The organism is Pseudonocardia sp. CA-107938, from assembly GCF_050936315.1.
In the GTDB taxonomy this organism is placed as follows: Bacteria; Actinomycetota; Actinomycetes; order Mycobacteriales; family Pseudonocardiaceae; genus Pseudonocardia.
The window spans coordinates 613,639-631,735 of the sequence record NZ_JBNJNA010000002.1 but is presented as its reverse complement, the minus strand read 5'-3'; the positions used below and the strand labels follow the sequence as shown (position 1 = coordinate 631,735).

The window sequence follows — 18,097 nt, the reverse complement described above, 5'->3', positions numbered from 1 at the left end:
CCTGCCGGCGCCCGGGGCGGCGCACGGGGCGCACCGGTCGCTCCGCGGGGCAGCGCCGGTGGCTGTCGGTGACGATGCACTCCGGTGCCGGGGCGGCGGGCGCGCTGCCCCACCGCGCGCCCGCTGACCTGGCGTTACGTCACCCTCAGCTCCACTCGTAGCCGCGCATGCTGATCACCCCCTGTCATCGGGCTGATCATCCATTTGGATCTCTTCGCAGGACCGCGGGCTGGGTAGCGTCAGCAGACCACGCGCCGTCACAGAGCTGTGACGGACGGTGATTGGGGGCGGGTTGATGGATCCGACGGCGGGCTACCCCGCTCACCCAGGATGACTGACCAACCACGGTCGGTGATAGATCCTCGCGGGTGGAAGCTGTGGCGGCTGACCACCCGATCGCTGACCTACGTCCTCCTCGTCGACGCCATTGCGGTGACCCTGGTCGGGTACGCACCCGATCGGCCCACCGGCGTGGGCCAGTGGGCGACCTTCGCCGCCCTCGTGGCCGGCATGGTCGGGCACGCCGAGCTCGCCCGCGGGAAGGAACGCCTCCGCAGGCTCGGAGCGCCCGAGACGGTGCACATCACGACCGACACGGTGTGGATCGTCGCCGGGATGCTGCTGGTCCCGTGGCCGCTGGTGGCCGGGCTGATCGCGGCGACGGTGCTGCACCTCCGGCTGCGGGTGGACCGCCGCACCCCGCTCTACCGCATCGTGTTCTCCGGCGCCGCGAACCTGGTCAGCACGCGCCTCGCGATCGAGATCCTCGCCGTGGGCGGCGTCGGGCCGGCGCAGCTCCCCGCGCTCGGCACCACGGTCGTCGCGGTGCTGGCCGCGATCATCGTCCGCGACGCCGCCTACTCCGGGCTCGTCGCCGCAGCCGTCGTGCTCGCCAACCGGACCCCGCCTCGGCTCCCGGCGAGCTTCGCGGCACCGGCCGTCCACGCCTTCGAGATCGCCGCCTCCGCGCTGGGGGTGCTCCTCGCCCTCATGGCGGTCGCGCAGCCGGCACTCGTGCCGTTCGTGCTGCTGCAGCTGGTCGTCCTCGACCACGCCGCCCAGTTCCCCGTCGTCCGCGACCTGGCCCGGATCGACGGCAAGACCGGCCTGCTCAACCCGACCCGCTGGGACGACGTCGCCCACCGCGAGCTCGCCCGCGCGCTGCGCCACCACCAGCCGGTCGGGCTGCTCATGCTCGACGTCGACCACTTCCGCACCATCAACGAGCGGCACAGCCACCTCGTCGGCGACATGGCCCTGCGCGCGGTGGCCGCCACCATCTCCCAGCACCTGCCCGTCGACGGCGTCGCCGGCCGGTTCGGGGGCGAGGAGTTCGCCGTCCTGCTGTGCGACACCACCCCCGACGAGCTCGCCGCGACCGCCGAGACCCTGCGCACCCGGATCGCCGAGCTCACCGTGCCGACCCGTGCCGAGCGACCGGCGCTGACCGTCACGGTCTCGCTCGGCGGCAGCCACAGCGACCAGCACCCCCACACCGACCCGGGGGCGATGCTGACCGACCTCCTGCTGGCCGCCGACTCCGCCCTGTTCCGCGCCAAGGCCGAAGGGCGCAACCGCGTCCACCTCGCCACCGGGACCGCGAGCCCGCGCCGCGACCCCGGATGACCGCGTCAGCCGCCGGCCGCCGCCAGGTAGCCGGGCCAGCTGCCGTGCTCGCTGACGTCGACGGCACCGGCCGGCGCCGCTGTGCAGACGATGCCCGTGACCGGCCCGTCGACGAGCTCGACGGTGCCCAGCGCCAGCGGTGCCGGCAGCCGGGCCGCGAGGACGGGGAGTGCGGTGGTCGGCAGCCAGTGCAGCTCGACCTCCACCGCCGCGCCGCCGTCGACTGCCGCGACCAGCCCGCCGCGCCGCAGCCCCGGTCCGGGCAGCGCGACGAGCCGGTAGGCGGGTGCGGTCCACGTGCACCCCACGAGCCGCGCGCCGAGTGCCACGAGCTCGTGGTGCAGCGGCTGGCCGGTCCGGTGGGCCGCCACGACGGCGAGCGTCGTGCGATCGGTCATCCCGGCGGCACCTCGGACACGTGCGCGGCGACGATCCGCCAGCCGTGCGGGAAGCGGAACCAGGTCTGGCTCTGCCGGCCCTCGACGGCCCCGTCGGGGTAGCCGAACAGGGTGGTGACGACGGCCGCGGTGTCGTCGATCGCGACCACGCGGGTGCCGTGCAGCCGCCGGCCGGCCGGCACCGACGGGTGGGTCGCCCGCCACGCCGCGATCGCGGCCGCCCCGTCCTGCCGGTCCGCCACCCCGAACCGGACGCACCGCGGGTCCGCCCAGAACAGCTCGGTCAGCACGGCCACGTCGCCGTCGACGAGTGCCTGCTCGTAGCGCTCGAACGCCGCCGTGACCTGCGCCACCACCTCGGGCCGGTCGATCACCACCTCATCGGTGATCACGCGGCGACGCCGTCGGCCACCGGATCCTGCGCCGCAGGAGCCTCGACGGCGTCGGCCCGCCGCCGCTCCACCAGCCCGAACGCCAGCAGCAGCACACCGGCGAAGGCGTAGCCGAGCGCGATCTGCCCGCCGACGTTCCACCCCACCTGCTCGGCGTGGATCAGCCCGATGAAGCCCAGCACCGCGCCGGCGAAGCAGTAGGCCGCGGCCGAGAAGAACCGCTTGTCCACGATGAACGCGACGATCGCGCCGAGCACCAGTCCGGCGAGGATCGCGCCGCCGCCGAGCAGCTTCGTGCCGTGGTAGACCAGGCCCGCGCCGGTGAGCGCGTCCTCGCCGAGCTTCGCCGCGCTTGTCCCGGCGGCGGCCAGCGCGTTGTCCATCAGCCCGGCCGCCCACGACGCGATGTTGGGGATGATCGCGATGACGACGGCGATGGCGTGCCGCTTCGGCGTCTCCTGGAAGGCCTGGGCGCCGATGAGCAGCCCGATGTAGAGCAGGATCGGCACGATCGCCGGCAGCGGCAGCAGCGCCCCGAGCAGCCCGAACAGGCCGAGGAAGCAGAACAGCGCGACCACGATCCCGGAGGCCAGCGAGTACGACGTCCGCCCGCCGGCCGCCTTCCAGCCGGGGTGGCCGATGTAGACCGCGGGCGGGAACGGGCAGCCCAGCACCGAGCCCACCACGGCGCCGGCGCCGTCGGCGAGCAGGATCGAGCGCAGGTTGTACTCGTCACCGGCGACGGCGGCGCTCTCCACGTTGGTCATGCCCTCGGTGAAGTTGTAGATGCCCAGCGGGATGGCCGTGGCCAGCAGCGGCGCGACGTCGGCGAGGCCGTGGGCGAGGCGCCCGAAGTTGGCCGTCGGCAGCGACACCGCGACGTCCCCGGCGGCCTTGACGACGTCGGGCACCGACATGTAGCCGCCGATCCAGCCGATGGCCGACCCGAGGAGCAGGGCGGCCAACCCGACCGGGATGTTGCCCGGCAGCTTCAGGTCGGTGAAGAAGCCGATCAGGATGATCACCATCACCGGCAGCGCGATCCACAGCGCCGCGAACATCTGGGCGGCCGGACGCATCGAGATGAAGGCGATCGAGATGCCCGCGAGGGTGCCGAGCATCGCCGCCTGCGGCGTGTACCTGCGGATGTACGGCCCGACGAACGCGCCGATCAGCACGATGATGCCGATGATGAACGACCACGCCAGCCCGGCCGCCCACGCGGCGAGGGGGTCCTTCGTCGCCAGGTAGATCGGCAACATGATCACGAAGACGACGATGAACATGTGCGGCACGGACGGCCCGTACGGCATGGCGCAGACGTCGGTGCGGCCCTCGCGGCGGGCGAGCCGCCGCGCGAGGTAGGTGTAGTAGACGTTGCCGATCAGCAGCTGGACGCCCAGCGCGGGCAGGATCACGCCGAAGACCTCGGCGCCCGGGATGTTCACCACGCCCAGGCACAGGCCCGACAGGACCAGCACGTTGACCATGGTGTTGAAGCCGAGCCCGAAGAACGCGTTGGTGTCGCCGCCGACCCACCAGGGCAGCTCGAGCGGCTTCTCGGTCGTTGCAGTGGTCACGACGCGACCTCCTGGAGGGCGAGGGCGGACAGGAAGGCCCCCGACGGAGCGACCCAGCCGAAGATCCCGCCCTGGGCGGCGATCATGGCGAGGCCGGCCTCGTGGAAGGCGGGGAAGTACGAGCCGGTGCAGTCGGAGAGGACGAGGCACTCGTAGCCTCGGTCGTTGGCCTCGCGGACGGTGGTGTGCACGCACACCTCGGTGGTCACGCCGGTGACGACGAGCCGCGTGATCCCCCGAGCTTCGAGCTCCGCGCCGAACGAGGTGCCGTGGAACGAGCCCTTGCCGGGCTTGTCGATCACCAGCTCGTCCGGCAGCGGGGCGAGGTCGTCGATGATGTCGTGGCCGTACTCGCCGCGGACGAGGATGCGGCCCTTCGGGCCCGGATCGCCGATGCGCAGGCTCGGGGCACCGCGGTGCAGCTTGGCGGGCGGGCAGTCGGACAGGTCGGGGACGTGCCCCTCGCGGGTGTGGATCACGGTCATGCCGGCCGTTCGGCAGGCCGCGAGCACCTTCCGCAGCGGCGGCACGACCGACTGCAGCAGCGACACGTCGTTGCCCAGGGTCTCGCCGAAACCGCCGGGCTCGACGAAGTCGCGCTGCATGTCGATGATCACCAGCGCGGTCGTCGCCAGGTCGAGCTCGAACGGGTACGGGTCGGCCTCAACCTGCATGGACGGTCCCCTCGATGACGGCGGTGGAGGTGGCGACCGCGCCGAACACCCCGCCCTGCATGGTCACCATGCGCAGCGCGGCCTCGTGGTTGGCGGGATCGGTGGCGCCCGTGGCGTCGGCAAGGATCAGGCACTCGTAGCCGCGGTCGTTGGCCTCGCGCATGGTGGTGTGCACGCAGACGTCGGTGGTGATGCCGCAGAGCACGATGTGCGTGATGCCGTGCGTGCGGAGCACGAGGTCGAGGTTGGTGGCGTAGAACGCGCCCTTGCCGGGTTTGTCGACGAGCACCTCGCCGTCGACCGGCGCCACCTCGGGCACGATCTCCCAGCCGGGCTCGCCGCGGACGAGGATGCGCCCGGCCGGGCCGGCCGACCCGATCTCCGCGCCGATCCGGGCGGAGCGCCAGCGCTTGTTCGCGGGCAGGTCCGAGAGGTCCGGTGCGTGGCCCTCGCGGGTGTGGATCACGAGCATCCCCGTCGCCCGCGCGTGGGCGAGCATCGCCGCAGCCGCGGGCAGGCCGGCCCTCGTGAGGGCCAGGTCGTAGCCCATGCGGTCGACGTAGCCGCCCGGACCGCAGAAGTCGACCTGCCAGTCGATGCAGATCAGCGCCGTGCGGACAGCGGCGACCGAGCCGTCGTACGGCCATGGGTAGGGGTTGGCCGCTACCGGGCCGATGAGTGCGTTACCGACCTGCGTGCTCGTCATGCGGCCTCCCTGACGGCCAGCTCGTGCGCTGCGGTGATCAGCCGGTCCTCCGCGAAGGCGGGGCCGAACAACGTGACGCCGACGGGTCGCCCGGCGGCGGTCGTGCCGACGGGCACCGCGATCGCGGCGAGGTCGAGCAGGTTCGCGAACTGCGTGTAGCGGCCCAGGACGAGGTTGCGCGCCACCGGTTCTTCCGCGATCTCCGCGCGGGTGAACGTCGTGGGCACGGTCGGCAGCAGCAGCACGTCGGCGTGCTCCCAGATCCGCGCGCACCACGCACGCAGCTCCTGGAGCCGGTGCCGTCCCCGGAACGCGGCGACGGCGTCGAAGTCCCGTCCGCGCTCGATCAGCATCCGGGTCACGGGCAGCACCGACTCCGGGCGGGCCTCGAGGAACGCCTCCAGGTCGGCGAGCCGCTCGGCGACCCACGGGCCGCCGTAGAGCAGGTCACCCGCCTCCACGAGCGGGCCCAGCGGGATCTCGGCGGTGATCTCGCAGCGCGCGGCGACGGACGCGAACACCGCGGCCGTGCCGTCGTCGACGTCGAGCTCGCGCGGGGCGGGCACGGCCGTCCGGGTGCCGGGTGTCGTCGGCGTCCCGGTGCGCGACCAGGGATCGTCCGGGTCCGGCCCGGCCAACACGGCGAGCACGTCGGCGGCGTCGGGCACGTCGGTCGTGAAGACGCTGACGCAGTCGAGGGAGCGGCACGCCGGCACCACCCCGGTGGTGGGCACGAGCCCGCGGGTCGGCTTGAGCCCGACGATGCCGTTGAGCGCGGCCGGGACCCGGCCGGAGCCCGCGGTGTCGGTGCCCAGCGCGAACGGCACGATCCCGGCCGCGACGGCGACGGCGCTGCCCGAGCTGGACCCGCCGGACACGAGATCGCCGCCGAACACGCTCTCGCACGCCCCGTACGGCGAGCGGGTGCCGACCAGACCGGTGGCGAACTGGTCGAGGTTGGTCTTGCCGACGACGATCGCGCCGGCGTCGAGCAGCCGCCGCACCGCGGTGGCGTCGGTGACCGGCTCGTACGCGAAGTCGGGGCAGGCGCAGGTGGTGGGCAGCCCCGCGACGTCGATGTTGTCCTTGACCGCGAACGGCACCCCGTACAGCGGCAGGTCGGCGCCGGCGGCGCGGGCGGCGGCCAGCTCGGCCGCTCGCGCGTGCAACGCCTCGGGGGTGGTGCGCGAGATCCACGTCGCGTCGGACCCGCGAGCGGCGATCCGGTCGAGCACCGCCTCGACGACGGCGTGCACGTCCAGCGCGCCGGATGCCAGAGCGGCGCGCAGGCCGCGCACCGTCGTCGGGACGGTGTCGCGCACTGCCAGCGGGATCAGCACTTGGTCGATTGTCGACCGTTTGGTGTCAGGCGATGGCCTGCCGCGTTACGGGCTTGTCACGTCCCGTGATCACGCGGGCCCTGTCAGCCCCGCAGCTCCGGCGCGAGGTAGGTGCGGCCGCCGTGGTGGTGCAGCTCCAGCAGGACCCGTTCCACGTCACCGCTCTCGATCGCGTCGAGGAGCCTGCGGTGCCGCTGCGGACCGTCGAGCGCCGAGCGGTCCTCGGCCTCGCGGCGCATGTTCGTCGCCATGTACAGCTGCAGCCGGAGCAGGACGGGCTCGTAGGCGCGCATGAGGTGGTGGTGGCCGGCCAGCGCGACCAGCGCAAGGTGGAACTCCCGGTGCGCGGCCGCCTTCCGCAGGGCATCGCCGTCGGCGGCGGCGCGCTCCATCTCCTCGACGGCGGCGCGGACACCGTCGACCGGCAGCCGGGCGGGCCCGCTCAGCGCGCAGCGCACCGCGAACTGCTCCAGCGCGTCGCGGAGGGTGAACAGCTCGTCGATGTCCCGGGGCGAGAGCCGCGTGACCCGCACCCCGCGTCGCGGCAGGTGCTCGACCAGCCCTTGCTCGCCGAGCAGCCGCAGCGCCTCGCGCAGCGGTGCCCTGCTCGTGCCGAACCGCTGGGTGAGCTGCCCCTCGACGATCCGCTCGCCCGGCGCGAGCGCGCCGCTGAGGATCTCCGACCGCAGCCGGATCACGGCCATCTCGACCAGGCTCGGCGGGGCGAGCGCCTCGTCGGCCGGTTCTGCGGTCATCACTCCCCCTCCTCCCTGTCGGTCCAACAGTGGCAGACGCACGCGTCCGCTCGGCGCACCGGGCACGCAGTCGACCCGATCTGGACGAAGCTCGTGATTCACCCAGCGCGCCGGAGAAATGTTCACGGATTCCCCGAAGAACGTGAGCGGACGGCAAAAACATCTGCTGCGAACCCGATGCCCATCGACCTCCCGATATGGTGCGGCGAGTTCGCTTCCCACCCCGATGGAGCGCAGTTGAGAACCAAGGTCGCCGAGGTCACCGCACTGTTCTGGGTGATCAAGATCCTGACCACCGGAATGGGCGAGACCGCGTCGGACTTCCTCGTGCGCCGGTTCGACCCGACGCTCGTCGTCCCGCTGTGCGGCCTGGTACTCGCCGGTCTTCTGGTCGTGCAGATCCGGGCCGCGCGCTATCGCCACGGCCTGTACTGGGCGACCGTCACGATGGTCGCGGTCGTCGGCACGATGGCGGCCGACGCCGTGCACGTCGTGCTCGACGTCGGCTACCTCACCTCCACCTTCGTGTTCGCCGTGGCGACAACCGTGATCATCACGGTGTGGCGGGCGACGCAGCCGACGATCGCGGTGCACAGCATCACAACGCGACCGCGCGAAGGCTTCTACTGGGCAACCGTCGGCGCCACCTTCGCCCTGGGAACGGCGGCCGGCGACCTCGCCGCCGCATCGGGCCTGGGCTACCTCACCTCCGGGGTCGTGTTCACCGCGCTCATCGCCGTGCCGTGGATCGCCCACCGCTGGCTGGGCCTGGCCGGCGTGCCCGCGTTCTGGACCGCGTACGTGCTCACCCGCCCGCTCGGCGCGTCCTTCGCCGACTGGCTCGCCGCGGGCGGCGACCGCGGCGGCCTGGGCCTGGGCACCGGAACCGTCACAGCGGCGCTGACCCTCGCGATCATCGCGCTGGTCGTGGCGAGCAGGCCGCGGACGAAGGCCCCCGCCACCGAACCGGTCATCGCCGGGTGACCTGATTGTGTCGGGGCTCCGCCCCGAACCCCGGCCCTCCTCTGGTGGAGCGGGAACGAGCGGGTCGGCTCCACCGCCGCTCGGTCGCCCGGACGGGATGCCACAGCCCCGGCCGACGCGCAAACGAAACGGCGTGTTTGCCCGCCGACCGGGTCTGCGGCGTTGCTGCGCACGCCCGATCGACGGTGGAGCCTGTGGCCTGCCTGCGGGCACAGTGGTGCCCCGGTCATGGTTGTGCCCACAGATCAGCCATCCACGGTGGCGGGATGAACCTCGGTTTGCCCGAGGTCATGTCTATTCGCCACTCGGTCGAATGGACTTGATCATGGTGTTGGCAGCACAACATGACCAGGTTGTCCAAGGCAGTCGCGCCGCCGTGTTGCCACTCGATCACGTGGTGGACTTCGCACCAGGATGGTGGTCGATCACACCCGGGGTGGGCGCAACCGTGATCGCGCAGGGCAACCGCGCGACGCAGCCAGGGCGGGACCAGGCGGTGGGTGCGGCCGACGTCGAGGGGTTGACTGTCCCCGTCGAGCACGACCGGGACCAGGTGGGCATCGCACAACAGCCGCCGCAACTGACCGGGAGTCAACTGTCCCCCGGTGTCCAGCATCGCCGTACGGGCCCGGTCTTCCAGATCGTCGAGCCGAAGGGTGACGGTCACGCGGGGGCGTTCCCCACCGACCTCGCCGGAGGCGCCGTGGTCGAGGGCGAACCCGCAGATCTCGGCCAACGCGGCCGCGTTCCGTTCGGCCGCGGTGGTGCCGCGGTTGTCCGCCGTGGGGCGGGTGCGGGCTTCGATCGCGGTGCGGATCGCCGCGAACGCCAGCGGGTCCTCGAACTGCCCGCGCAGCCACCCGCTGCCATCAGCGTTGGCACCCATGTGCAGTTCGTTACGACCAGGCCGCTCATCCGGCTCCGGCCCGTCCAGATCGGCGGCGGCGAGCAGCTCCAGCCCCATGACACGAACTTCGCGCGGGGTGAAGCTGCGGGCGGCCTCGCCCAGGCTGGCCTCGATCGAGACCCGATCGGCCAGGCTGATCCGCGATGCCGGGCGGGAGTTCATCAGCGCGGCGATGGTGTCCACATGCCGCATCGTGGCCGCGCCAGCCTCGAAGGCGGCCGCGGTGGCCGGGAGCACCGGCTCCATCGGCTCGCCATCCAGGGCGACCCGGGGCCCGACGTGTTCGGCGACGGTGACATGCCGGCGGGCGGTGTCGTGATCCCATCCGAGCAGATCCTTGAGCCCAGCGAGGGTGTTGCGGTAGCCCTTCTCTGCCAGGGCGCCGTCGCGCTCGACGGCGGCGATCTGGACAACCTTGGCGCGGTCGACCTGCCGCGACACACCCTCGAGAACCAGAAGCGCGGCGAGCGGGTCGTCGTTGTCGGAAATGAGCGTGAACGCCTGCTCGATCAGGCTCGCGGCCTGGGCGAGTGGGTTCTCGGTCATGCCTTGATTCTACCCGAACACAGGTTCGAACGGATGCCGATTACCGCAGGTCAGAAACCGTTTGGCGCCAGCCTGAAGAGGCTCCACCGTCGGTCGGGCGTGCACAGCAAAGCCGCAGCGCCGGCCGAGCCGCAAACACGTTCTATCGTTTGCGGCTCGGCCGGCGATGTGGCATCCCGAAGGGCGACCGAGCGACGGTGGAGCCGGCCCGAAACAGCTCCACCGGAGGAAGGGCCGGGGTCCGGGGCAGAGCCCCGGAGGAGACCGCACCATCGGCGACCCAGCCGGGGCCCGGGGCGGAGCCCCGGAAGCAGGAACCGCAACCCCGCAACCTCAGCGCACCACCGGCGCCTCGGCATAGGTCACGCCCTCGAGCGGAGGAGCCGGCAGCGTCCCCGAACCATCCGGAACCGGAACCGCGGCCAGCAGCGCCTGCGTGTACGGGTGCCGTGGATCGTCCCAGATCTGCTGCGCCGGACCCGACTCCACGACGCGCCCCCGGTACATCACGGCGAGGCGGTCGGCGATCAGCCGCACGACGGACAGGTCGTGGGAGATGAACAGCAGCCCGGCCCCGCTCTCGACGGCCAGGTCCCGCATCAGCGCCGCCACGACTGCCTGCGTCGACGCGTCGAGCGCGGAGATCGGCTCGTCGCCGATGAGCAGGTCCGGACGGGCGGCGAGCGCCCGCGCGATGGCGATCCGCTGCCGCTGCCCGCCCGAGAACTCGTGCGGGAACCGCCGTGCGGCGGAGGCGTCGAGCCCGACGCGCCCCAGCCACTCGGCGGGTGACACCGACGCCACCCCGCGGGCGGCCGCCGCGCGCACGCCCTCCCCGATCTGCGCCCCGACGGGCCGGCGCGGGTGCAGCGAGCCGTACGGGTCCTGGAACACCATCTGGATCCGGGTCAGCTCGGCCGGGCGGCGGCGCAGGCCGAGCGGCGGCACGGGCAGCCCGTCGAACGTGACGGTCCCGGCCGCCGGCTTCACCAGTCCGCACACGGCCCGCGCGAGCGTCGACTTCCCGCAGCCGGACTCCCCCACCAGCCCCACCACCTGGCCGGCGGCGACGGTCAGGTCGACACCGTCGACGGCGTGCACGGGCGGCCGCCCGCGGTAGATCACCTGCAGCCCGGCGATGTCGAGCATCACGATCCCTCCAGCGCGCGCACGTCGTCGAGGGTCTGCACGCCGCCGACCGCGCCGGGCAGGCTGGCCAGGAGCGACGCCGTGTAGGGGTGCGCGGGCGCGGTGAACACCTGGTGACGCTCCCCGTTCTCCACGACCTCGCCGTGGCGCATCACGGCGACCCGGTCGGCCACCGCGCTCATGACGCCGAGGTCGTGCGTCACGAGCAGCACGGCCAGCCCCAGGTCGGCGGCCAGGTCGCGGAGCAGGTGCAGCACCCCGGCCTGCACGGTGACGTCGAGTGCGGTCGTCGGCTCGTCGGCGATCAGCACCTTCGGCGAGCAGGCCAGCGCGATCGCGATGGCGATCCGCTGCCGCTGCCCGCCGGAGAACTCGTGCGGGAAGCGGCGCAGCGCGCCGGCCGGGTCGGGGATCCGCACCCGGCCGAGCAGGTCGACGGCCCGCTGCCGCGCGGACGCCCGGCCGATGCGCTGGTGGTGGCGCAGGTGGTCGGTGAGCTGCGCGCCGACCGCGAGCATCGGGTGCAGACTGGTCGACGGGTCCTGGAAGACCATCGCGATCTCGGTGCCGCGCAGTGCGTTGTGCTGGCGCGCCGAGAGCGCGAGCAGCTCCCGCCCGCCGTAGGTGATGCTGCCGTCCACGACGGCACCGGCCGGGAGCAGGCCCATCACGGCGAGCCCGGTCATCGTCTTGCCGGAGCCGGACTCCCCCGCGAGCCCCTGGATCCGGCCCGCCTCCAGGCTCAGGTCGACCCCGCGGAGGATCTCCGTCCCCCGGATCCGGACGGTCAGCCCGGCGATGTCCAGCACCGTCACCGCGTCTCCGCCTTCCCCAGCACGCCCGCGGTGCGCGGGTCGAGGGCGTCGCGCAGCGCGTCGCCGAGGAAGTTGAACGCCATCACGACGGTCAGGATCGCCAGTCCGGGGAACACGCCCATCCACCACGCGTCGAAGTTCTGCACGGCCGTCGCCACCATCGAGCCCCACTCCGGCGTCGGCGGCTTCGCGCCCAGCCCGAGGAACGACAGGCCCGACAGCAGCAGCGTCGCCGTGCCGATGTCGAGGCTCGCGAGGATCAGCACCGGACCGACCACCATCGGGACGATGTCGGTGCGCAGCGAGCGCAGCGCCGAGAAGCCGAGCAACCGATCGGCGAGCACGAAGTCGGCGCCTCGCGTGCCCACCACGAGCCCTCGCGTGACGCGGGCGTAGGCGGGCCAGGACACGACGAGCGCCGCGAGCACCGCGTTGATCAGGCTGGCGCCCAACGACGCCGCCACGACCATCGCGAGGATGACCGTCGGGAAGGCCATGACCAGGTCCGTCACGCGCATGACGGTCTCGTCGACCCAGCGGCCGAAGAAGCCGGCGGCGAGGCCCAGCACGCCGCCGATCAGCACCGACAGCCCGACGAGCAGCAGCGCGAGCGGCACGGTGACCTGCGCGCCGGCCAGCACCCGGGTGAACACGTCGCGGCCCAGCTCGTCGGTGCCGAACCAGTGCGCGGCGCTCGGCGCCTCCAGCCGCGGGAAGTCCTGGGCGAGCGGGCCGTACGGCCACAGCACCGGCCCCAGCACGGCGACGAGGATCCACAGCAGCGCCACCGCGGCCCCGGTGACGCCGAGCGGGGTGCGCCACGCCTGCGGGACGCCCTTGCGGAAGCGGGCGCGCAGCGGCGCGGCGATCGGGGCGCTCACGAGACCCGCACCCGCGGGTCGATCGCCCCGTACAGCACGTCGACGACGAGGTTGATCACCAGGTACACCACGCCCACGAACAGGCCGACCCCCATCACCGCCGGCAGGTCGAGGTGCGACGCCGCCTGGTAGGCGTAGGACCCCACGCCCGGCCAGGAGAAGACCTGCTCCACCAGCACCGTCCCCGACAGCAGCGCGCCGAACGCCAGGCCGACGACCGTCAGGATCGGCACCATCGCGGCGCGCACCACGTACCGGAACAGGACGGTGCGTCCCGGGAGCCCCTTGGCCCGGGCCGAGCGCACGAAGTCCTGCTCCAGCACCTCCAGCACCGCGGAGCGGGTGAAGCGGGTGAGCAGCCCGACGGTGTAGAGCGTCAGCACGAGCGTGGGCAGCATGAGGTGCGCGACGGCGTCGCCGAACGTCTCCCACTCCCCCGCCAGCAGCGCGTCCACGGTGTAGAGGCCGGTGACGTCCGGCGGCGCGGACGTGGCCGGCGACAACCGCCCCGACCCCGGCGCGAGGTCGAGCTGGAACGAGAAGACGTAGAACGCCACGAGCGCCAGCCAGAACGTCGGCACCGAGATGCCCACCAGCGAGACGACCCGCAGCGCGCTGTCCGACAGGTGCCCGCGCCGGACGGCCGCGACCACGCCGAAGCCCACCCCGATCACCACGGACAGCACGATGGCACCGAGCGCGAGCTCGAGCGTCGCCGGGACGGCGGCCTGCAGGTCGGTCAGCACCGAACGGTGCGTCTGCTGCGACTCCCCCAGGTCACCGCGCACCAGGTTGCCGATGTAGGTGCCGTACTGGACGGGCAGCGGCTGGTCCAGGCCGTAGTGCGCGCGGTACGCGGCGACGATGGCCGGGTCCTCCGCCGCCCGCTGCCCGACGTTCGCCGCCACCGGGTCGCCGGGCACCAGGTTGGTGAGCACGAACGTCACCAGCGTGACGCCGACGACGAGCAGCAGCGACACCGCGATCCGGCGGACCAGGTACCGGACGAGCGGATGGCCCGCCCGGTACCGGATCGATCCCTTACTTGGTGCCGATTCCGCTGACATCGACCGTCCAGATCGGGTTGTACGCCGCACCCGTCACCGTCTTCGCCGTGACGATGTTCGTGGGCGGCTGCACGAGCGGGATGAACGGGCCGCCGGCGTTGAGCGCCTCCTGGAACTGCTGGTAGAGCGCGTCGCGCTGCGCGGGGTCCGTCGTCGTCGCGGCCGTGGTGGCGGCCTTGTCGATGGCGGGTGCCGCGCTGGCCGGCCAGTTGGCGCGCTTGCCGATCAGCCCGTCGGGGGCGAAGGCGAGGTAGTTGGAGGGGTCCGGGAAGTCCGGGCCCCAGTACCAGAGCCCGATCTGCTCCTTGCCGTTGCGGTAGTTGTCGAGCTCGGTCGCGACGGGCGCGGGCGCGAGGTCCACGGCGATGCCGGCGGCCGCCAGCTGGGACTGCAGCTTCTCGGCGAGCGTCTGGAAGCTGAGCCCGTTGAGGGTGAGGTCGCTCGGGTAGGCGAGCTTGGCCTTCTGGCCACCGACGCCGCTGGCCGCGAGGTCGGCCTTGGCGCCCTCGACGTCCTGCTTGAGCGCCTTCTCCGGCGGCAGCGTGCCGGCGAGCATCGACGGGATGACCCCGGCCGGCTGCACCGAGCCCTTGCCCGCCACACCGAGCAGACCGGCGTAGTCGATGGCCTTCTTCACGGCCGACACGTACTTCGCGTTGCTCGTGACCGGCGAGACCGCCGCGCCCTGGTTGAGGAACAGGAAGATCGTGTACGCGGACGCACCGCTGGTGACCGTGACCTTGCCCTGGTCCAGCCCGGCCACCTGGTCGCCGGAGAGGTCGAGCGCGACCTGCGAGTCGCCCTTCTGCACGTTCAGCACCTGCGTGGGCGCCTTGACGTTGCGGACCACGATCGTCTCGTAGGTGGGCTTGGCCGGCCCGTTGTAGGCGGGGTTCTTCGTCAGCACGGCCTGGCTCGCGACGTCGAGCGTCTTCAGGACGTACGGGCCGGAACCTGCCGAGGCACCGTTGAGGAACTTCTCGGCGGCGTCCTTGTCGTCGGTCGTGCCGCCGTTGGCCGTCACGACCTTGGAGTTGACGATCGACAGCGCCGGGTTGGGCAGGATGAACGGCAGCGCCGGGTTCGGCTTCGCGCTGGTCAGGACCACCGTGGAGGCGTCCTTCTTCGCGACGGTCACGCCGTCGAGCAGGAACGACGGGTTGCCCTTCATGCCGATCAGGCGGTTCAGCGAGAAGACCACGTCGTCCGCGGTGACCGGGCTGCCGTCGGAGAACACGCGGCCCTGCGCGAGCGGCAGGGTGAGCGTCGTGGCGTCGGGCGAGAGCTGGTAGGAGCTGGCGAGACCGCCGACGGGCTTGGTGAGGTCGTTGCCCGCGAACGTCAGCAGCGTCTCGTACATGCCCTTGGTGAGCATCTGCCCGGTGAGCTCGTACTCGCGGCCGGGGTCGGTCGTCTTGAGGTCGAAGCTGGAGTCGATGACGAGCGTGCCGCCGCCCTTCGGCGCCGAACCGCCGCCGCCACCGCCGCCACCGCACGCAGCGAGCGCGGTGGCGGCCACCGCAGCCAGCACCAGCCACCGGGCGCGGCGGCGCAGGGACATCGGACGGGACATGGGCACCTCCGGCGGCTCGACGGATTGCCTCCGCGACCCACTTCGACTGGACGATTCCGCGGTATCATGGCGCCAGAGGTCCCAGTTCGTACAGGGGATCCACGTCACGTCGGACGTAATCCACCCGAAGCGGGTCAGGGGGCGCGGAATGTCTCGGAGCCAGGAGTCCGGCAGCCCTCCTCCTGGACGAATGGGTGATCCGCTCGACGACGTCGACCACCGGATCCTCGCCGGGCTCCGCGACAACGGCCGCATCTCGATGTCGGCGCTGGCCGAACAGGTCGGGGTCTCCCGGGCCACCGTCTACACGCGCGTGGAGAACCTGGTCAACGCCGGCGTGATCACCGGCTTCAGCGCGCGCGTCGACCCGCGCCGGGTCGGCTTCGGCATCTGCACGCTCGTGTTCGTCACCGTGCGGCCGCAGACGTGGGCGACGTTCCGCGTGCGCGTCGCCGAGATGAGCCAGGTCGAGTACTGCGCCGTCACCACCGGCGAGCACGACGCGATGCTGCTCGTCCGCGCCCGCGACGTCGCCGAGGTGCACGAGTTCGTCACCACCGTGCTGTCGGTGCTGCCCGAGATCCGCGCCGTCGAGTCGGTCCTGGTGATGGACGAGGTGGTGAGCCGGCCCTACCTGCTGCCCGGCGACGTCCCGCACGTCGCCGCCCCCACACAGGCCGTCGGCATGACCCGCTTCATCAGGACCGGCGACGGGCACCCCGCGCTGGATCAGCTCTGAGTGACCTCGGCGCAGACGCTGACCTGGTCGCCGTCGGCCGTGCGGAAGTCCTCGACGAGCCGCAACCCGCCCTCGCCCTGCTCGATGCGGCTGTGCGCGGCGCCGTCCACCACCTCGCCGGTCCGGTCGACCACGTGGGTGAAGCGGATCGAGATCCGCTCCCCGTCGCGGGTGCCGACGAACCGTCCGATGCGGACCGTGTCGCCCTGGTACTCGCCCCACAGCAGGCCGTCCCGCTCGTGGTAGTCGAACACCGTGGGCGAGAGCGGGTCCACCACGCTCGCGGAGGACGACACCATGGCGAACCGGCGCCCGTCGAGATCAACCGTCACGGAGGCATCATCGCCGATCCGGTCGGCTCAGGGTTGATCAAGGGCGCGGCGGGCGGGCACGGGCGGGCACGGGCGGGCGGGCGCGGCCGGGCCGGCGCTCACGTGTTGATCATGGGCAGAACGTCGTGATTCGATCTTGTGGAGCGACGTTTTGCCCATGATCAACGACGTCGGGCCGGCGCCGCGGCGCGGGCGCGGGCGGCGCGGTGATCAAGGGCAAAATGTCGCTCTTCGACCTCGGTTGAGAACGCTTTGCCCTTGATCACCGCAGCAGCAGCACAGCCCGCGGGGCAGACCACCCCCGACCACCCTTCGGTGATCATGGGCAAACCGTCGTCCGACGATCCCGGTCGATGATCTCTGCTCTTGATCAGACCCTGTTGGCTCTTCCGCGTCCGACGCCGCTCCGTCCCGCGTCGTGCGCGTGTAGTGGCCTGACCGCAGCGCCCGCACACCGCGGGGTCGAGCCGCGGTTGATCATGGGCAGACCGTCGTAGCTCGATCTTGGGAAGCGACGTTTTGCCCATGATCAACGACATCCCCGCCGATGGCTTCCTCTCACCGCAACAACGCCGTCACCGCGGACCGACCGGTTGGTGATCAAGGGCAAAACGTCGCTCGACGATCTTGATCTACGACAATCCGCCCTTGATCACCGCAACAACGCCGCGCCGCAACCCGACACGGACGACCCCGGCACAGCAGACGCACAGCCACCGCTCACCCGACACCCAGCGCCGACTCGTACGTTCGTGCCGTAACCGAACGAGCGGAGAGAACGTCGTGCATCCCGACCACACCCCGGCCCGGTACGAGGGGCGCGTGCTGCCGCGACCCGGCGAGGAGGTCCAGGACCAGGGTCTCGCCTTCGACCTGGGCACCGTGCTCGGGCGACGGCGGGTGCTGCGCGCGCTGGGCCTGGGTGCGGCCGCCGTCGGGCTCGCCGCCTGCGGTACGAGCACCGCTCCGGCGCGGACCAGCAGCACCAGCGCCGGCGAGATCCCGGAGGAGACCGCGGGTCCCTATCCCGGCGACGGCTCGAACGGCACGAACGTCCTGACCGAGAGCGGCATCGTGCGCAGCGACATCCGATCAAGCTTCGGCACCGGTAGCGCCACCGCCGGGGGCGTGCCGATGACGCTGGAACTGACCATCACCGACATCGCGGGCGGCAACGTCCCCTTCGCCGGCGTCGCGGTGTACGTCTGGCACTGCGACCGCGAGGGCCGGTACTCGCTGTACTCCAGCGGCGTCGAGAACGAGAACTACCTGCGCGGCGTGCAGGTCACCGACGCGGCCGGGAAGGTCCGCTTCACCAGCATCGTCCCCGCCTGCTACTCGGGCCGCTGGCCGCACATCCACTTCGAGGTCTACCCGAACCAGGCCGGCATCACCGACGCGAACAACGCCATCGCCACCTCCCAGGTCGCGCTCCCCCAGGACGTCTGCACGGCGGTGTACGCCCAGCCCGGCTACCAGCAGTCGGTCACCAACCTGGCGCGGATCACGCTCGCGTCCGACACCGTGTTCCGCGACGACAACGCCGCCCACCAGCTCGCCACGGTCACCGGCGACCCCACCGCCGGCTACACCGTCGCCCTGACCGCCGGCGTCGACACCACGACGCGATAGG

At 72.2% G+C, this 18,097-nt stretch carries 19 protein-coding genes; 4 read left to right on the top strand and 15 right to left on the bottom strand.

Annotated features, from left to right (window positions below):
• The first annotated feature begins 351 nt into the window (after positions 1-351).
• Positions 352-1,626, top strand: coding sequence for a diguanylate cyclase (locus tag ACQEVB_RS35920; protein ID WP_432982587.1), 1,275 nt, complete (start codon positions 352-354; stop codon positions 1,624-1,626).
• 5 nt (positions 1,627-1,631) lie between these two features.
• Here ACQEVB_RS35920 and ACQEVB_RS35915 read toward each other — a convergent pair whose 3' ends face one another.
• From ACQEVB_RS35915 to ACQEVB_RS35885, 7 genes are all read right to left on the bottom strand, one after another.
• Complete coding sequence (locus ACQEVB_RS35915) at positions 1,632-2,024, bottom strand: allophanate hydrolase-related protein (RefSeq protein WP_432982584.1); 393 nt, start codon at positions 2,022-2,024, stop codon at positions 1,632-1,634.
• Positions 2,021-2,416 carry an AtzH-like domain-containing protein gene (locus ACQEVB_RS35910; protein WP_432982581.1) on the bottom strand — a complete coding sequence of 132 codons (396 nt, stop codon included), beginning with the start codon at positions 2,414-2,416 and terminating at the stop codon, positions 2,021-2,023. Before ACQEVB_RS35910 ends, ACQEVB_RS35915 begins: the two co-directional genes overlap by 4 nt.
• Positions 2,413-3,996 carry a regulator gene (locus ACQEVB_RS35905; RefSeq protein ID WP_432982578.1) on the bottom strand — a complete coding sequence of 528 codons (1,584 nt, stop codon included), beginning with the start codon at positions 3,994-3,996 and terminating at the stop codon, positions 2,413-2,415. Before ACQEVB_RS35905 ends, ACQEVB_RS35910 begins: the two co-directional genes overlap by 4 nt.
• On the bottom strand, positions 3,993-4,670 hold the full coding sequence (locus ACQEVB_RS35900; protein ID WP_432982575.1) for a cysteine hydrolase family protein: 678 nt from the start codon (positions 4,668-4,670) through the stop codon (positions 3,993-3,995). The genes ACQEVB_RS35905 and ACQEVB_RS35900 overlap by 4 nt, the downstream gene beginning before the upstream one ends.
• Positions 4,660-5,376, bottom strand: a complete 717-nt coding sequence (biuH, locus tag ACQEVB_RS35895) for a biuret amidohydrolase (protein WP_432982572.1) — start codon at positions 5,374-5,376, stop codon at positions 4,660-4,662. The genes ACQEVB_RS35900 and biuH overlap by 11 nt, the downstream gene beginning before the upstream one ends.
• Entirely contained in the window at positions 5,373-6,716 is a 1,344-nt protein-coding gene (gene atzF, locus ACQEVB_RS35890; RefSeq protein WP_432982569.1) for an allophanate hydrolase, read from the bottom strand. Before atzF ends, biuH begins: the two co-directional genes overlap by 4 nt.
• An 83-nt stretch (positions 6,717-6,799) precedes the next feature.
• Entirely contained in the window at positions 6,800-7,471 is a 672-nt protein-coding gene (locus tag ACQEVB_RS35885) for a GntR family transcriptional regulator (protein ID WP_432982567.1), read from the bottom strand.
• 237 nt (positions 7,472-7,708) lie between these two features.
• Here ACQEVB_RS35885 and ACQEVB_RS35880 point away from each other — a divergent pair, with 237 nt between their 5' ends.
• Positions 7,709-8,455 carry a COG4705 family protein gene (locus ACQEVB_RS35880; RefSeq protein WP_432982564.1) on the top strand — a complete coding sequence of 249 codons (747 nt, stop codon included), beginning with the start codon at positions 7,709-7,711 and terminating at the stop codon, positions 8,453-8,455.
• A 226-nt stretch (positions 8,456-8,681) separates the two neighbouring features.
• Here ACQEVB_RS35880 and ACQEVB_RS35875 read toward each other — a convergent pair whose 3' ends face one another.
• The 6 genes from ACQEVB_RS35875 to ACQEVB_RS35850 form a co-directional block, all read right to left on the bottom strand.
• Positions 8,682-9,908, bottom strand: a complete 1,227-nt coding sequence (locus ACQEVB_RS35875) for a DUF222 domain-containing protein (protein ID WP_432982561.1) — start codon at positions 9,906-9,908, stop codon at positions 8,682-8,684.
• A gap of 333 nt (positions 9,909-10,241) precedes the next feature.
• Positions 10,242-11,057 carry an ATP-binding cassette domain-containing protein gene (locus ACQEVB_RS35870; protein WP_432982558.1) on the bottom strand — a complete coding sequence of 272 codons (816 nt, stop codon included), beginning with the start codon at positions 11,055-11,057 and terminating at the stop codon, positions 10,242-10,244.
• The gene (locus ACQEVB_RS35865) at positions 11,057-11,872 is read right to left on the bottom strand and encodes an ABC transporter ATP-binding protein (protein ID WP_432982555.1); all 816 of its coding nucleotides are present in this window, start codon (positions 11,870-11,872) and stop codon (positions 11,057-11,059) included. Before ACQEVB_RS35865 ends, ACQEVB_RS35870 begins: the two co-directional genes overlap by 1 nt.
• Positions 11,869-12,753 (bottom strand): ABC transporter permease, encoded by an 885-nt coding sequence (locus ACQEVB_RS35860; RefSeq protein ID WP_432982552.1) that lies wholly within the window; start codon positions 12,751-12,753, stop codon positions 11,869-11,871. The genes ACQEVB_RS35865 and ACQEVB_RS35860 overlap by 4 nt, the downstream gene beginning before the upstream one ends.
• Complete coding sequence (locus tag ACQEVB_RS35855) at positions 12,750-13,820, bottom strand: ABC transporter permease (protein ID WP_432982549.1); 1,071 nt, start codon at positions 13,818-13,820, stop codon at positions 12,750-12,752. Before ACQEVB_RS35855 ends, ACQEVB_RS35860 begins: the two co-directional genes overlap by 4 nt.
• On the bottom strand, positions 13,795-15,393 hold the full coding sequence (locus tag ACQEVB_RS35850; protein WP_432982546.1) for an ABC transporter substrate-binding protein: 1,599 nt from the start codon (positions 15,391-15,393) through the stop codon (positions 13,795-13,797). The genes ACQEVB_RS35855 and ACQEVB_RS35850 overlap by 26 nt, the downstream gene beginning before the upstream one ends.
• A gap of 190 nt (positions 15,394-15,583) precedes the next feature.
• Here ACQEVB_RS35850 and ACQEVB_RS35845 point away from each other — a divergent pair, with 190 nt between their 5' ends.
• Positions 15,584-16,132, top strand: coding sequence for an Lrp/AsnC family transcriptional regulator (locus tag ACQEVB_RS35845; RefSeq protein ID WP_432982543.1), 549 nt, complete (start codon positions 15,584-15,586; stop codon positions 16,130-16,132).
• On the opposite strand, the gene ACQEVB_RS35840 is transcribed toward ACQEVB_RS35845, so the two are convergent.
• A complete protein-coding gene (locus tag ACQEVB_RS35840) occupies positions 16,123-16,464 on the bottom strand; it encodes a hypothetical protein (protein WP_432982540.1) in 342 nt (113 codons plus the stop codon). The genes ACQEVB_RS35845 and ACQEVB_RS35840 overlap by 10 nt on opposite strands.
• A gap of 161 nt (positions 16,465-16,625) precedes the next feature.
• Complete coding sequence (locus ACQEVB_RS35835) at positions 16,626-16,787, bottom strand: hypothetical protein (protein WP_432982537.1); 162 nt, start codon at positions 16,785-16,787, stop codon at positions 16,626-16,628.
• A 460-nt stretch (positions 16,788-17,247) separates the two neighbouring features.
• Here ACQEVB_RS35835 and ACQEVB_RS35830 point away from each other — a divergent pair, with 460 nt between their 5' ends.
• A complete protein-coding gene (locus tag ACQEVB_RS35830; RefSeq protein ID WP_432982534.1) occupies positions 17,248-18,096 on the top strand; it encodes an intradiol ring-cleavage dioxygenase in 849 nt (282 codons plus the stop codon).
• Position 18,097: the final 1 nt, after the last annotated feature.